Here is a 13,278-nt window from a genome sequence, read left to right as displayed (position 1 = left end):
TTGACGTATGTCTGTCTGTGTATTGAATGGCACAAGCGCGGTGGAAATTCGAAAAGATGTATAAAACGCGATAACTGCATATGGCAAATGCGCCCGCCGGGGGTGGAAAGCCGATAAAGTTTCCGCTACATCATCGTCAGGCGTGGCATTGTTGCGGCCCCTGTTATTGTTTTTCCCATGCCGAAGGTGTCGGCGCACCCCTGACCGGATCAAAATTATGATCGTACTTGGTATCGAAACCAGCTGTGATGAAACGGCCGCTGCTGTCGTAAATGACAAGCGCGAGATTCTGTCCCACCGCGTTTTGTCCCAGCTTGATGACCATCGTCCTTATGGCGGTGTGGTGCCCGAAATTGCCGCGCGTGCGCATCTTGAACATCTTGATCGGCTGGTGGCCGAGGCGATGGATGATGCCGGTGTTGATTTCAACGATCTTGATGCGGTTGCCTGTACCGGTGGGCCGGGGCTGATTGGTGGGGTGATGGTTGGGGCCATGACTGCCAAGGCGATTGCCTTTGCCGCTCAAAAACCGTTTCTGGCGGTTAATCACCTTGAAGGTCACGCCCTGACGGTGCGACTGACCGATGATGTTGCCTTTCCTTATTTGCTGTTGCTGGTGTCGGGTGGCCATTGCCAAGTGCTGATTGTCGAAGGTGTTGGTCAATATAAACGGATCGGCACGACGATTGACGATGCGGTCGGCGAAGCATTTGATAAAACCGCGAAAATGATGGGCCTTGGCTATCCGGGTGGACCGGCACTTGAAAAGATTGCCGAAAAAGGCGACCCGGAACGCTTTGGCTTGCCGCGTCCGTTGCGTGGGCGTCCGGGCTGTGACTTTTCATTTTCGGGTCTGAAGACGGCGGTGCGCAATTACATGGATGGTTTCCCGGTCGAACAACAAACCGAGGAAGTCAAAGCCGACCTTGCCGCATCGTTTCAGCGCGCGGTGGGCGATACCCTGATTGATCGTGCCCGCAATGCAGTGTTTGAATTCATGCAAGATTACCCGACGGGCAAGACACTTGTTCTCGCGGGCGGGGTTGCGGCCAATAAATATCTGCGGGGACGTCTGACCGAACTTACCGATCAGGCCGGCATGAAGCTTGTCGCGCCTCCGCTTGATCTTTGCACAGATAACGCCGCGATGATTGCATGGGCAGGGTTGGAACGGTTCCGCCTTGGAGAACGTGATGATCTTGATTTTAAGCCACGCCCGCGGTGGCCGCTCGACCCCGAAGCCCCCAAGCGCCCCGGTGCCGGGGTTAAGGCCTAAGTCACCTGATAAAAAACACCTTACATTTTGCCCGGAATAAGATCATGAAAAAGCGCATTACAGTTATCGGTGGCGGTGCATGGGGTACTGCATTGGCGGTTCAAGCCGTGCGGGCCGGTGCGGATGTTGAATTGGTTCTGCGCAATCCGGATTTGGCAGAACACATCAATGCCAATGGCGAAAATGATTTATATCTGCCTGGCATTTCCCTGCCCGGTGCGTTGCGGGCGACAACGTCCTATGACGGCTTGCGCGATGCGGATGCTGTTTTGCTGGTTACACCGGCCCAGCATTTGCGCGAAACCCTGACCAAACTGGCCGCCCATTGGACCGATAACCTTCCGGCTGTGATTTGCAGCAAGGGGATCGAAACCAAAACCGGTGCTCTGATGGCGCAGGTTGTTACCCAATCGCTTGGTAATGTGCCGGTTGCTGTTTTGTCAGGTCCAACGTTTGCACAGGAAGTTGCCAAAGGATTGCCCGCCGCCATAACGCTTGCGTGTGAAGACCGTGTTGTGGGCAAGCGTCTTGTGGAATTGATCGGAACACCGGAATTTCGCCCCTATTTCAGCACGGACGTTGCCGGTGTTGAAGTAGCCGGTGCCATCAAGAACGTGCTGGCGATTGCCAGTGGCGTTGTCGCCGGGCTTGAGCTTGGCGATAATGCACGTGCGGCCCTGATCACGCGCGGGATTGCGGAAATGTCGCGTCTTGCCGTTGCGATGGGCGGTCGTGTTGAAACCATGCTGGGCTTGGCTGGTCTTGGCGATTTGACCTTGACCTGTACGGGTACGTTATCGCGCAATTACACCTTTGGCCTTGCCTTGGGGCAGGGCCGAAAGGCCAAAGACATTCTTGCGGAACGCCGTTCGGTCACTGAAGGCGTTTATACGGCGGCCTCCATCACGGATGTTGCGGCAAAATACGGGGTCGAGATGCCCATATGTAAGGCGGTTGATCAGGTGGCCAATCATGACTGTGATCTGCGCAGCACGATCAACGGTCTTTTGCAGCGTCCTTTCCGCGACGAGCTTGAAGCCGCATCCTAACTTTTGCGGCATTGCACTTTAAAACCAGCAAAACCAGCAAAACCAGCGCATTATTGATCGGTTGCGCTTGAGAATGGTTGGGGCTTCTGTCACTTTATGGCCATTGATCCCATAAAGAAGCAGGAAACAGTTCATGCATTTCTATATTCGTTGCGTTGATAAACCCGGCCACCTTGACGTTCGCAAGGCCAATCGCGAAGACCATCTGGCCTACATAAAAGGTGGTTTTGCCGATCGTATTGTGGCGGCGGGCCCGACCCTTGATCCAGATATGGAAGGCATGAACGGTTCGGTTTTTATTATCGAATTTGATGCGATTGAAGACGCGCGCGAATTTGCCGCCAATGATCCCTATGCCAAGGCGGGGCTTTTTGAATCCGTCGTGATCCGTCCGTTTAAAAAGGTTTTCTGATCGATGGCATTCTGGCTGATCAAAACCGAACCGGGCAGCTGGTCGTGGGACGATCAGGTCAAGAAGGATGTCGAAGGTTGGGATGGGGTGCGCAACCACCAGGCGGCCAAGAACCTTCGCACGATGAAGATTGGCGACCGGGCGTTTTTCTATCACTCGGTAAATGAAAAACGCATCGTCGGAATTGTCGAAGTGGTCCGCGAATTCTATCCCGACCCAACGGATGCTGCGGGCAAGTTCGTGCAGGTGGATTTCAAAACGGTCAAACCATTGATATCACCAGTGACCCTTGCTGATATCAAGGCCGACCCAAGGTTTTCTGAACTCGGCCTGATCAAACAATCGCGGTTGTCCGTTGTGCCGATTGATGACGCCTCTTGGGCGGCCATCTGCGAAATGGGCGGAGTCGCACCATGACCGATCTACCGGAACCCGGAACCGTTTTGTGTGCGGTATCGGATCTTGATGTCACCGGTGCCAAGGGGATTAACCTTGGCGGAACCGGCATTTTTGTCGTGCGCAGCGGCGCGGATGTTTTCGGCTATGTGAATAGTTGTCCCCATATCGGGGTGCCACTTGAGATGGAACCAGATGAATTCATCAGCGACTTTGGTGATGAAATCATCTGCTCCACCCATGGGGCACGGTTTCGCATCGAAGATGGCGAATGCGTTGCTGGCCCCTGCACGGGCGATATGCTCACACCCGTTGCCGTTAAGATCCAAGACGACCAGATCGTTCTGGCGTGATCATATTGTATTTAAGGCGATGGGGTTATCTCGTCGCCTTTGCCAAAACGGCATCAAGATGCCCGGTAATGACATCAAGTTGATCGGGCTCTGACAGTCGGTGATCGCCGGTCTTGATCAGATCGACGCGGACATCTTTTGTAACCAATGCATCGGTCAGGCGAATCGCTGTTTGCCATGGGACATCAGGGTCCTGCATGCCTTGAACCAGATGAACCGGGCACGTGATATTTAGCGGTTCACGCAAAAGAAGCTGTTTGCGCCCGTCTTCAATCAGATCACGTGTGATGGTATAGGGATCGTCGCCATACTCGGTGGGTTCGACCAATGCCCCATCTTCCATAATCGATTTCTTCTGATCTTCGCTAAATTGTGCCCACATCAGGTCTTCGGTGAAATCGGGTGCTGCGGCAATTCCGACAAGTCCCGCGACGCGTTCAGGCCGAGCAAGGGCGACCAAAAGCATGATCCAGCCGCCCATCGATGACCCGGCAAGAACCTGTGGCCCCGTGGTAATTTCATCAAGAACAGCAATGGCATCGCGTGCCCACTGGCCGATTGTGCCATCGACAAATTTGCCAGACGATTGTCCGTGACCGGAATAGTCAAAGCGGGTATAACCCAGCCCCTGTCTGACGCAGTGCTCTTGAAGATGCGTTGCCTTGGTGCCGGTCATGTCTGACATGAAGCCGCCCAGGAACATAACGCCCGGAGTATTGGGGGCCTTGGTATTTAAGGCCTCGGTGTCAGATTGCTTGCCGGGCGTGTGATGGTATGCGATTTTTAAACCATCCCGCTGGTCGAGATATTGGGGTTTTTCAAGCTGCGGTTTGGGCATGTCGTGTGTCATCCGGGGCAGAATCCTTGGATGTTGGTGGTTGGAGTTGCATGAGCGCGTCAGAAGTTAAGACTGAAGCAGTCTATCGATCAGAGCCCCAAGTGCAAGATGGGGGCTATCGGCCTGCGGTAATTTTGCAGGTTTTACCCGAACTTGATGCTGGTGGGGTAGAACGTGGAACGGTGGATATCGCACGCGCGATTATGAATGGCGGCGGTAAAGCGCTCGTCGCGTCCCAAGGGGGGCGGCTTGAGCGCGAATTAGGCCGTTTTGGCGCAAAACATTTCGAGTTGCCGCTAAAATCAAAAAATTTGCTGACCATGCGTAAGAATGTCGACGCGTTGGTAAAGCTTATCAAAGAAGAAGGTGTGGATATTATCCATGCCCGTTCGCGTGCACCCGCTTGGAGCGCGTATTTTGCTGCGCGGAAATGTGGCATACCGTTCGTCACGACGTTCCATGGGACCTATTCAGGATATACCAATCCGTTTAAACGCCGGTATAACGCGATCATGACCAAGGGTGATCAGGTTATTGCGATTTCCCAGCATATCGCCAAGCATATTAATACCTATTACAAGGTCGAAGCAGATCGTTTGAACCTTGTGCCGCGCGGTACGAATGTTGATCTTTTTAATCCGGAAAATGTTAGTCAAGAACGCCTCATCGCGTTGTCAAACCTGTGGCGTTTGAATGGCGAAGAATATGTCATCATGTTGCCTGGGCGTATCACGCGCTGGAAAGGGCATAGCTTCTTGATCAAGGCATTGCCGGCTGTTCTCGAATCCTTGGGGCATCGCCGTGTCCGGTGTTTGATTGTTGGATCGGATCAGGGCCGTACAGGATACCGTGACGAAATCCTGCAATCGACGAAAAAGCTTGGGCTTGAAGACATCGTTCATATTGTTGACCACTGCGCAGATATGCCAGCAGCCTATATGTTGGCCGATGTTGTTGCCTGTCCGTCTATCGAGCCAGAGGCCTTTGGGCGCATTCCGTCCGAAGCACAGGCAATGGGACGGCCAGTTGTTTCAACCGCCCACGGTGGCGCGATGGAAACCGTTTTGCCCGGCGAAACCGGATGGCTTGTTACGCCAGATGAGGTTGAGCAACTTTCGCGCGCACTTGTTCAAGTGCTTGGCATGACGCCTGAAAAACGTGCCGCTCTTGCTGCGAAGGGACGTCAGCACGTCATCGACAATTACTCGCTCGAGCAAATGGCTGCGAAAACGCTTGCTGTATACGATAAGGCACTTAAGCATGGTCGTAGGGCGGCAGCATGACAGGTGACACTCATAACACCGAAGTTGATCTAGTCGTTTCAGAAGCAGAAGCAGATGCAGATGTTGGACAGACATCGAATGTGACGGCCCCGAAAGAACGTATTCTAGTTATAAAGCTGTCGGCACTTGGGGATGTGGTTATTGCGATGGGTGCTTTTGCGGCGATCCGTGCCGCGCATCCCGATGCGCATATCACTGTGCTGACAACGCGGCTTTATGTTGATCTGATGAAGGCGAGTGGCTTCTTTGATGCAGTTGCCATCGACCGTCGTCCAAAGCTGACGAATGTGCGGGAAGTGTTGGCGTTGCGTCGGTTCTTGCGCAACAGCAACTTCGATCGCGTTTATGACCTGCAAACGTCTGATCGTTCCGGCTTTTATTTTAAGCTCCTATGGCCAGGCGAAAAACCTGAATGGTCAGGCATTGCGCGGGGATGTTCGCATCCGCATGCTAATCCTGACCGTGACAATATGCATTCGATTGACCGGATTGCCGATCAACTTGCATATGCTGGTATTTTAGATGTTCCGGAACCTTCTATCGCGGCACCAGATATTGATTTGGAACGATTTGGGATTCGTAGTCCATTCGTTTTGATTTGTCCTGGCGGCGCGCCACATCGCCCGGCAAAGCGGTGGCCGGCGGAACGGTTCGGTCTGTTGGCCAAACAGCTTGCGGATTACCGGTTAACGCCGGTTTTGATTGGCACTGAAAAGGAAAGTGCTGAGCTTGCCAAGATTGATGGCATGTGCCCAAAGGCGCGCAACCTTATGGGTCGTACCGGGTTTCTTGATATCGCGGCGCTTGCTGCACGTTCGGTTTTGGCAATTGGCAATGACACGGGGCCGATGCATATTGCTGCGGCCGCCGGGGCGCCATCTATTGTCTTGTTTTCACGCGAATCCGACCCGAAAAAAAGCGCACCACGCGGTATTGGCGAGAATGCTGTCAGTATTATTCGTGAAAATGATCTGCGCGAATTAACCGCTGCACGCGTGATGGATCAAGTGCGCCGTCGCCTTGATTTGGAAGAATAAGAATTTCCAAGATGCGCAATAAGCACACTCTTAATCCAAAAGCGCGGAAATAGGGGCTTTGGCAGGTTTTAATTGCCTAAAAACATTGCTTTCTGAGCCAACCGGGATATGTTAGTTCAGGTCTAGTGAAAAACGCGGTTTCTTTGAAACGCGGATTTCCATATTACTCTTTCTGACCGATTTGTTTGATTACCACAGGAGATTATCCATAGCACGACCACGCAAACCGATGCAGCCGACCAAGGATGGTCCGCGCGTCAATGAGGATATTAAAGCCCGTTCCATCTGTGTTGTTGACGCTGAAGGCAATATGTCAGATCCGATGACGGTGCGTGAAGGCGTTGAAATGGCAGCGGAAGTTGGGCTCGACCTTGTCGAAGTCGCTCCGAATGCTGAACCGCCCGTGTGCAAGTTGATCGACTACGGCAAGTTCAAATACGAACAAAGCAAAAAGCAGAACGAAGCCAAAAAGAAACAGAAGGTTATCGAAGTTAAGGAGATCAAACTCCGTCCGAACATCGATATCCATGACTACAACGTCAAACTGCGTGCTGCGCAGAAGTTTCTTGGCGGTGGAGATAAGGTGAAAGTTACGTTGCGCTTCCGCGGACGTGAAATGGCTCACCAGGATCTTGGTCTTGGCATGCTTCAACGGTTCTCGGGGGATCTTGAAGATCTTTCCAAACCGGAAATGATGCCGAAGATGGAAGGTCGTGTTATGATTATGGTACTGGCGCCGCGTTAATACGCGGCGTTTTGCCGTTCTGCCCAAAGAGGTCCAAGCCAAAGAGGGAATGACATGCCAGCCGTGAATGATCTTCTGATCGTCGGTGTCGATGACGACCCGAAAAGTCTGGTTCTCCTGAAGCGAATCGTCGAAAGTGGCGGTTACAAGTTTCAGGGCGTTTCTTCTGGCAAGGACCTTTTGAAGCTTCTGAAGTCTGAAACACCGCGCATCATCCTATTGGATATCATGATGCCCGGCATGAATGGCTTTGAGGCTGCACTGCATGTGCGAACTGAATTTCCCAATCTTGCCTGTGCGATCGTGTACGTCACCGCACGTCAAAGCGAAGAAGACCTTCGGGGCGGGGTTGCGGCTGGGGGCAATGACTTTGTCCTCAAACCGGTTAATCGCGAAAAGCTGATGAGCCGAGTCGAAAAATGGGTGGGCCGGGCCCATACTATTCAGACAGCAGTGTAACGTTTTCCCCAAATCTGCGATTTTATCCACGGCTTGAACGCTGGTTTAACCGATGATGTGCGTTCGCGCTTAAGGACACGCTAAGGTCTCTAACTTGGAAATTTGGCGACTGTCATCGTCAAGAGAAGCCTTGCGGTAACTGTGTTTCGAATGCAGATGAGGCCATTTTGCGGGGGCGAAACCAAATACTTTTATCCGCATCGTTCGGTTCCAAAGCCCTGATATCCCGCGTGTCGCTGCGCCAGAAGACTTTATTCTTCACAAACACAGCAAAGAACACAGTGACGGGATTCCAAGTCTGATTGGCGCGACCCGGCTGTAAAATAAGATGCGGTGAACCGTCTGACGGAATGAGCAGGATCGTTGGATGTTTCGCAAACGCCGGGCAGGCTTGCAAAGGGCTGGGACACAGGGGCGAATTGGTCCTTGAAAAAGGGAAGTCCTGAGTCTATAACCACCCGTCCTCGAAACAGGTGGTGAGGCTGGAAAGTTTGTTACGAACTTTCAGGGCATGCCCAGCCGCCGTAGGGGATTTCGTTTTCATTGCATATGCAAGGATAGAAAAATGCCCAAGATGAAGACCAAAGCGAGTGCTAAAAAACGCTTTAGCCTGACTGCAAGCGGAAAAGTGCGTCGCAACGTGGCAAACAAACGCCACCTGCTGACTGCAAAACCTACCAAGATGAAGCGCCAGGCGCGTGGTACAGAGATTCTGTGTGACGCCGATGCCCGCATCGTCAAAAAATTCCTGCCGTACGGTTAAGGTTAAGGAGAGTTAAATGGCTCGTGTAAAAGGGGGCGTGTCTTCGCACGCTCGTCACCGCAAGGTTATTAAGGCTGCCAAGGGTTACCGCGGTCGCCGCAACAATACTTTCCGCACTGCCGTACAGGCTGTGGAAAAAGGTCTGCAGTATGCATACCGCGATCGTCGCGTTAAGAAACGCCAGTTCCGTTCGCTTTGGATTCAGCGTATCAACGCTGGTGCACGCGACAACGGTCTGAGCTATTCGCAGTTCATGAACGGCCTTAAAAAGGCTGGTGTTGAACTGGACCGTAAGGTGCTTGCCGACATCGCAGTGCGTGAACCTGAAGCTTTCAAAGCTCTGGTCACCCAGGCGCAGGCTGCACTCGGCTAATAAACCTTGTTAAAAGGTTTAATAGGCGCTTGCCTGATTTGATCGGGGGCGGCCATATTGGCCGTCCCCTTTCTTTTTAAGTTCTTTTTGTTTTTGAAACCCAAGCCAAAGCGTCGGAAGTTATGGAAAACATCGAAGCATTGCGCGAAGAGGTTCTGGCGGAAGTCGAAAATGCAGCCGATTTGGCTGTACTTGAAGATGTCCGCATCAGCGCCCTTGGCAAGAAAGGCCGCATTACCGGCCTGATGAAAAACCTTGGCAAGATGGACCCGGATCAACGTCGTGAATTTGGTCAGACGCTGAACGCGGTCAAAGACCAGGTCGCAGGCGCAATCGAAACCCGCAAAACTGCCCTTGAAGATGCCGCCCTTGAGGCGCGCCTGTCGGGCGAGCGGATCGACGTCACCCTGTCATCGCGCCCGGATGAAACCGCGGGTCGCATTCACCCGATCAGCCAGACGATTGATGAAATTGTCTCGATCTTTGGTGAAATGGGCTTTGCCCTGGCCGAAGGGCCGGACGTCGAAGACGATTTCCATAACTTTACTGCCCTTAACATTCCGCCAGAGCACCCTGCGCGCGAGATGCAGGACACGTTCTATCTGCCTGAACAGGAAGACGGCTCGCGCCTTGTGCTGCGAACCCATACGTCGCCTGTGCAGATCCGCACCATGCAAAGCAAAACCCCGCCGATCCGCATTATTGCGCCGGGTCGGACGTATCGTTCCGATAGCGATATGACCCATACGCCGATGTTCCATCAGGTCGAAGGCCTGGTGATCGACAAGAAAACGCATATGGGTCACCTGAAGGGCTGCTTGCTTGAGTTTGTTAAGACCTATTTCGAACTTGATGACGTGCCGGTTCGTTACCGCCCAAGCTTCTTCCCGTTCACCGAGCCGAGTGCTGAAATGGATATCGGCTGTTCGCGCAAAGGCGGCGAGCTTAAGATTGGAGAAGGCGACGACTGGCTTGAAATCCTTGGCTGCGGCATGGTTCATCCGCGCGTTCTGTCTGCCTGTGGTCTTGACCCGGATGAATATCAGGGTTTTGCCTTTGGCATGGGCATTGAACGTATCGCCATGCTGAAATACGGCATTCCTGATCTTCGTACCTTCTTCGATACCGATCTGCGCTGGCTGAAACATTATGGTTTCGTGCCGCTGGATGTACCGAACATGGTAAGGGGCTGAGATTATGAAATTCACACTTGATTGGCTTAAACAGCACCTTGAAACCGATGCCTCGGTCGGGGTGATCGCCGAAAAATTGACCGATATCGGTCTTGAGATCGAAGAGCTTACCGACCGTGGTGCGGCTTTGGCCGACATTCGTGTTGCCCATATCGAAGAAGCCGGACAGCATCCCGATGCCGACCGGCTGAAACTTTGCCGGGTCAATACCGGCGATAAAATCATTCAGGTCGTTTGCGGTGCGCCCAACGCACGCACCGGCATCAAGGTTGCCTTGGCTCAGCCGGGTGCGATCATTCCGATTGATGGCTCCAAGCTGAAACCGGGCAAAATCCGTGGTGTCGAAAGTCAGGGCATGATGTGCTCAACCCGTGAGCTTTGCCTGGGTGATGACCATGACGGCATTATCGAATTGCCAGATGATGCGCCAATCGGTGCGCCGGTTGCCGGCATTTTGGGGGCGGACGATACGATTTTTGAAATCGGTCTGACACCGAACCGTCCCGATTGCACCGGGGTGCGCGGCATTGCCCGCGATCTGGCAGCAGCAGGCATCGGTACGCTTAAATCTGACCCGCGTCAGGACGCCGTTGCGGGCACCTTTGACAGTCCCATTGGTGTCACTATCAGCGGCGACATTGCTAAAAATGGTGCAGTTCCCGCATTTTACGGTCGCTACATCCGCGGCGTGAAAAATGCGCAAAGCCCGGATTGGCTCAAAGCCCGTCTGGAAGCCATTGGCTTGCGCCCGATTTCAGCCCTTGTGGATATCACCAATCTGGTAACCCACGATCTGGGGCGTCCATTGCATGTGTTTGATGCCGATAAATTGTCGGGTGACATCAATGTGCGTTACGCAACGTATGGCGAAAAACTCACGGCCCTTGATAACAAGGAATACCAGCTTTCTGACAGCATGGTGGTCATTGCCGATGCGGCCAAGGCGCTTGGCATTGGCGGGATCATCGGCGGTGAAGAAACCGGCTGCCTTGAAGACACGGTAAACGTGTTTGTCGAATGCGCCTTGTTTGATCCAATCAGCATCGCCAAAACCGGCCGTAAGCTGCAGATCAATTCCGATGCGCGTTACCGTTTCGAACGCGGTGTTGATCCGCAATCGATCGCGTGGGGCATGGAAGTTGCCACCCACCTGATTACCGAAATCTGTGGCGGTGAAGGTTCCAATGTTGTGAAGGCGGGCGAGGTTCCAAACCCGCGCAACAGCTTTGATCTGCGGATTGATCGTATTGCGGAATTGGGTGGCGTCGCGGTCGAGGCTGACCGTGTTGTTGAAATCCTGACATCGCTTGGCTTTGAGGTCAGTGGTTCTGCCCCGGTTATTTCCGCCGTTGCGCCAACATGGCGTCCCGATGTGGTTGGCGAAGCTGACCTGATCGAGGAAGTCTTGCGCATTGTCGGCTATGACAAAATCCCGACCGTTGCGATGGAACGTGAAAGCAGCCTTCCGGTACCGGCCCTGTCGCCAATCCAAAAACGCGTTGGTCTGACGCGCCGTGTTCTGGCGTCGCGTGGTCTTTATGAAACCGTGACTTGGGCCTTTACCGACTCGCGCTGGGCTAAGTTGTTTGGCGAACTCAAAGACGGTTTGTATCTGGCCAACCCGATCAGCTCTGATCTTGATGTGATGCGCCCCAATGCGCTGATCAACATGATCGCGGCTGCTGGTCGTAACCATGCACGCGGCTTTGCGGACCTGGCATTGTTCGAAGTTGGTCCGGAATTCTTTGGTGATCAGCCGGGCGATCAACGCCTTGTTGCGGCGGGCCTTCGTTCTGGTTCGACAACACCGCGCAGCTGGACCGGTTCGCGCCGCGACGTTGATGTATTTGACGTTAAGGCCGATGCCGAGGCCCTGCTTGAAGCACTTGGTACCAATGCCGCCAACGTTCAGATCAATACTGACGGCGCACCAGGCTGGTATCACCCGGGACGTTCGGCTGCCTTGCAGCTGGGTCCGAAAAACGTTTTGGGTTATTTCGGTGAACTGCACCCCAAAGTTCTCAAAGGACTTGGGGTCAAAGGTCGCGTTGTTGCGTTTGAGCTGTTTGTTGAAAACGTGCCGATGCCAAAGAAAAAAGGCACCGCACGCCCGGCACTGAATGCGTCGAGCTTCCAGTCGGTTGAACGTGATTTTGCCTTCCTGCTCGATAGCGACGTCAAAGCCGAAGCAATCGTCAAGGCCGCACGAAGTGCTGATCGCAACTTGATCAGCGATGTGACGATCTTTGATCTTTATGCCGGCAAAGGCATCGAAGATGGCAAGAAGTCGCTGGCATTTTCGATCACGCTGCAGCCGACCAAAGCAACGTTGACCGAAGAAGAAATTGACGCGGTCAGCAAAAACGTTGTCGCAGCTGTCGAAAAGGCAACCGGCGGCACCTTGCGCGCCTAAGCGATAACGATCGCCTAGATATTTAAAAACGGGTCGCTTTCTGGCGGCCCGTTTTCTTTTTTAATGATGGGCGCCCATCAAATATCCATGCGCACAAAGCGTGTGGATAAAGTTACCGACCGGGGCGCTTGCGCATGATGGCATATTCTTCCTCATCAAGGTCAAGCGCGATCAGTTCTGGACCGTTGCTAAAGATTTGCCAGTCCATATCGGTATCATCGCATTCAATGCTAAGCTGATCGGCAACGCTGTTCCAGATGCAGCTTTCCAAGTCGCCATCGGCCTCCAGGCGCCCGCGACCAATATCATCAAGCGACATCACCAAAATCTGCTCATCCTCGTCAATCGAGTAAATGGAATATGTTTCGTTTGCAAAACGGTAGTTGATTTCCCGGCCATCCAGGCGTCGCCAACCGCGTGGCAATGGATCGCCCGGTTCATGCTGGGCAAAGAAATTGGCAAGCGTTTGCATGCGCGCATTGTTCATTGTGCGCATGTCTGAACCACATGCGGCCAGCGTCAAAAGACCCATCATCGTAATCGATGTCAGGATTGAACGCGGGGGCGGTGCAAAGCGTCGGGTCATGTTTGACATACTCCTTGTGTATCAGCGCGCGGCAGCTTTTTCCCTGCCATTCGATGTTGCTGACATATCAAGCAATATGCTTGCCATTTCAGGCGTGAATAT

Annotated in this window: 15 protein-coding genes; 13 read left to right on the top strand and 2 right to left on the bottom strand. The window is 53.2% G+C overall.

The features are described 5' to 3' along the window. Positions 1-217: 217 nt before the first annotated feature. The 5 genes from tsaD (at position 218) to HCZ99_RS03075 (ending at position 3,486) form a co-directional block, all read left to right on the top strand. Positions 218-1,276, top strand: coding sequence for a tRNA (adenosine(37)-N6)-threonylcarbamoyltransferase complex transferase subunit TsaD (gene tsaD, locus HCZ99_RS03095; protein WP_167445380.1), 1,059 nt, complete (start codon positions 218-220; stop codon positions 1,274-1,276). A gap of 44 nt (positions 1,277-1,320) precedes the next feature. Further along, complete coding sequence (locus tag HCZ99_RS03090; RefSeq protein WP_167445379.1) at positions 1,321-2,325, top strand: NAD(P)H-dependent glycerol-3-phosphate dehydrogenase; 1,005 nt, start codon at positions 1,321-1,323, stop codon at positions 2,323-2,325. Positions 2,326-2,458: 133 nt separating this feature from the next. Beyond that, positions 2,459-2,737, top strand: a complete 279-nt coding sequence (locus tag HCZ99_RS03085) for a YciI family protein (protein WP_008888584.1) — start codon at positions 2,459-2,461, stop codon at positions 2,735-2,737. A 3-nt stretch (positions 2,738-2,740) separates the two neighbouring features. After that, on the top strand, positions 2,741-3,154 hold the full coding sequence (locus HCZ99_RS03080) for an EVE domain-containing protein (RefSeq protein WP_167445378.1): 414 nt from the start codon (positions 2,741-2,743) through the stop codon (positions 3,152-3,154). Beyond that, positions 3,151-3,486: a Rieske (2Fe-2S) protein gene (locus HCZ99_RS03075; protein WP_167445377.1), complete on the top strand. Its 336-nt coding sequence runs from the start codon at positions 3,151-3,153 to the stop codon at positions 3,484-3,486. Before HCZ99_RS03080 ends, HCZ99_RS03075 begins: the two co-directional genes overlap by 4 nt. 25 nt (positions 3,487-3,511) lie before the next feature. On the opposite strand, the gene HCZ99_RS03070 is transcribed toward HCZ99_RS03075, so the two are convergent. Further along, positions 3,512-4,336 (bottom strand): alpha/beta hydrolase, encoded by an 825-nt coding sequence (locus tag HCZ99_RS03070; RefSeq protein ID WP_167445376.1) that lies wholly within the window; start codon positions 4,334-4,336, stop codon positions 3,512-3,514. A gap of 38 nt (positions 4,337-4,374) precedes the next feature. On the opposite strand from HCZ99_RS03070, the gene HCZ99_RS03065 reads away from it, so the two are divergent. From HCZ99_RS03065 to pheT, 8 genes are all read left to right on the top strand, one after another. Continuing rightward, complete coding sequence (locus HCZ99_RS03065; protein ID WP_167445375.1) at positions 4,375-5,607, top strand: glycosyltransferase family 4 protein; 1,233 nt, start codon at positions 4,375-4,377, stop codon at positions 5,605-5,607. Continuing rightward, the gene (locus HCZ99_RS03060; RefSeq protein WP_167445374.1) at positions 5,604-6,644 is read left to right on the top strand and encodes a glycosyltransferase family 9 protein; all 1,041 of its coding nucleotides are present in this window, start codon (positions 5,604-5,606) and stop codon (positions 6,642-6,644) included. The genes HCZ99_RS03065 and HCZ99_RS03060 overlap by 4 nt, the downstream gene beginning before the upstream one ends. 229 nt (positions 6,645-6,873) lie before the next feature. Beyond that, the gene (gene infC, locus HCZ99_RS03055) at positions 6,874-7,389 is read left to right on the top strand and encodes a translation initiation factor IF-3 (RefSeq protein ID WP_167445373.1); all 516 of its coding nucleotides are present in this window, start codon (positions 6,874-6,876) and stop codon (positions 7,387-7,389) included. Positions 7,390-7,443: 54 nt separating this feature from the next. Then, positions 7,444-7,848: a response regulator gene (locus tag HCZ99_RS03050; protein ID WP_167445372.1), complete on the top strand. Its 405-nt coding sequence runs from the start codon at positions 7,444-7,446 to the stop codon at positions 7,846-7,848. A gap of 565 nt (positions 7,849-8,413) precedes the next feature. Then, complete coding sequence (rpmI, locus tag HCZ99_RS03045) at positions 8,414-8,611, top strand: 50S ribosomal protein L35 (RefSeq protein ID WP_167445371.1); 198 nt, start codon at positions 8,414-8,416, stop codon at positions 8,609-8,611. A gap of 16 nt (positions 8,612-8,627) precedes the next feature. Then, positions 8,628-8,984, top strand: coding sequence for a 50S ribosomal protein L20 (gene rplT, locus HCZ99_RS03040; RefSeq protein ID WP_167445370.1), 357 nt, complete (start codon positions 8,628-8,630; stop codon positions 8,982-8,984). Between the two features lie 122 nt (positions 8,985-9,106). After that, on the top strand, positions 9,107-10,177 hold the full coding sequence (gene pheS / locus HCZ99_RS03035) for a phenylalanine--tRNA ligase subunit alpha (protein ID WP_167445369.1): 1,071 nt from the start codon (positions 9,107-9,109) through the stop codon (positions 10,175-10,177). 4 nt (positions 10,178-10,181) lie between these two features. Continuing rightward, complete coding sequence (gene pheT, locus HCZ99_RS03030; protein ID WP_167445368.1) at positions 10,182-12,590, top strand: phenylalanine--tRNA ligase subunit beta; 2,409 nt, start codon at positions 10,182-10,184, stop codon at positions 12,588-12,590. Positions 12,591-12,702: 112 nt separating this feature from the next. Here the strand turns inward: pheT and HCZ99_RS03025 are convergent, their stop codons facing one another. Continuing rightward, positions 12,703-13,176 (bottom strand): hypothetical protein, encoded by a 474-nt coding sequence (locus HCZ99_RS03025; protein WP_167445367.1) that lies wholly within the window; start codon positions 13,174-13,176, stop codon positions 12,703-12,705. Between the last annotated feature and the right edge of the window lie 102 nt (positions 13,177-13,278).

The organism is Thalassospira lucentensis (assembly GCF_011806425.1).
Lineage (GTDB): Bacteria > Pseudomonadota > Alphaproteobacteria > Rhodospirillales > Thalassospiraceae > Thalassospira > Thalassospira lucentensis_B.
This window is presented reverse-complemented; position numbering and strand designations above follow the sequence as displayed.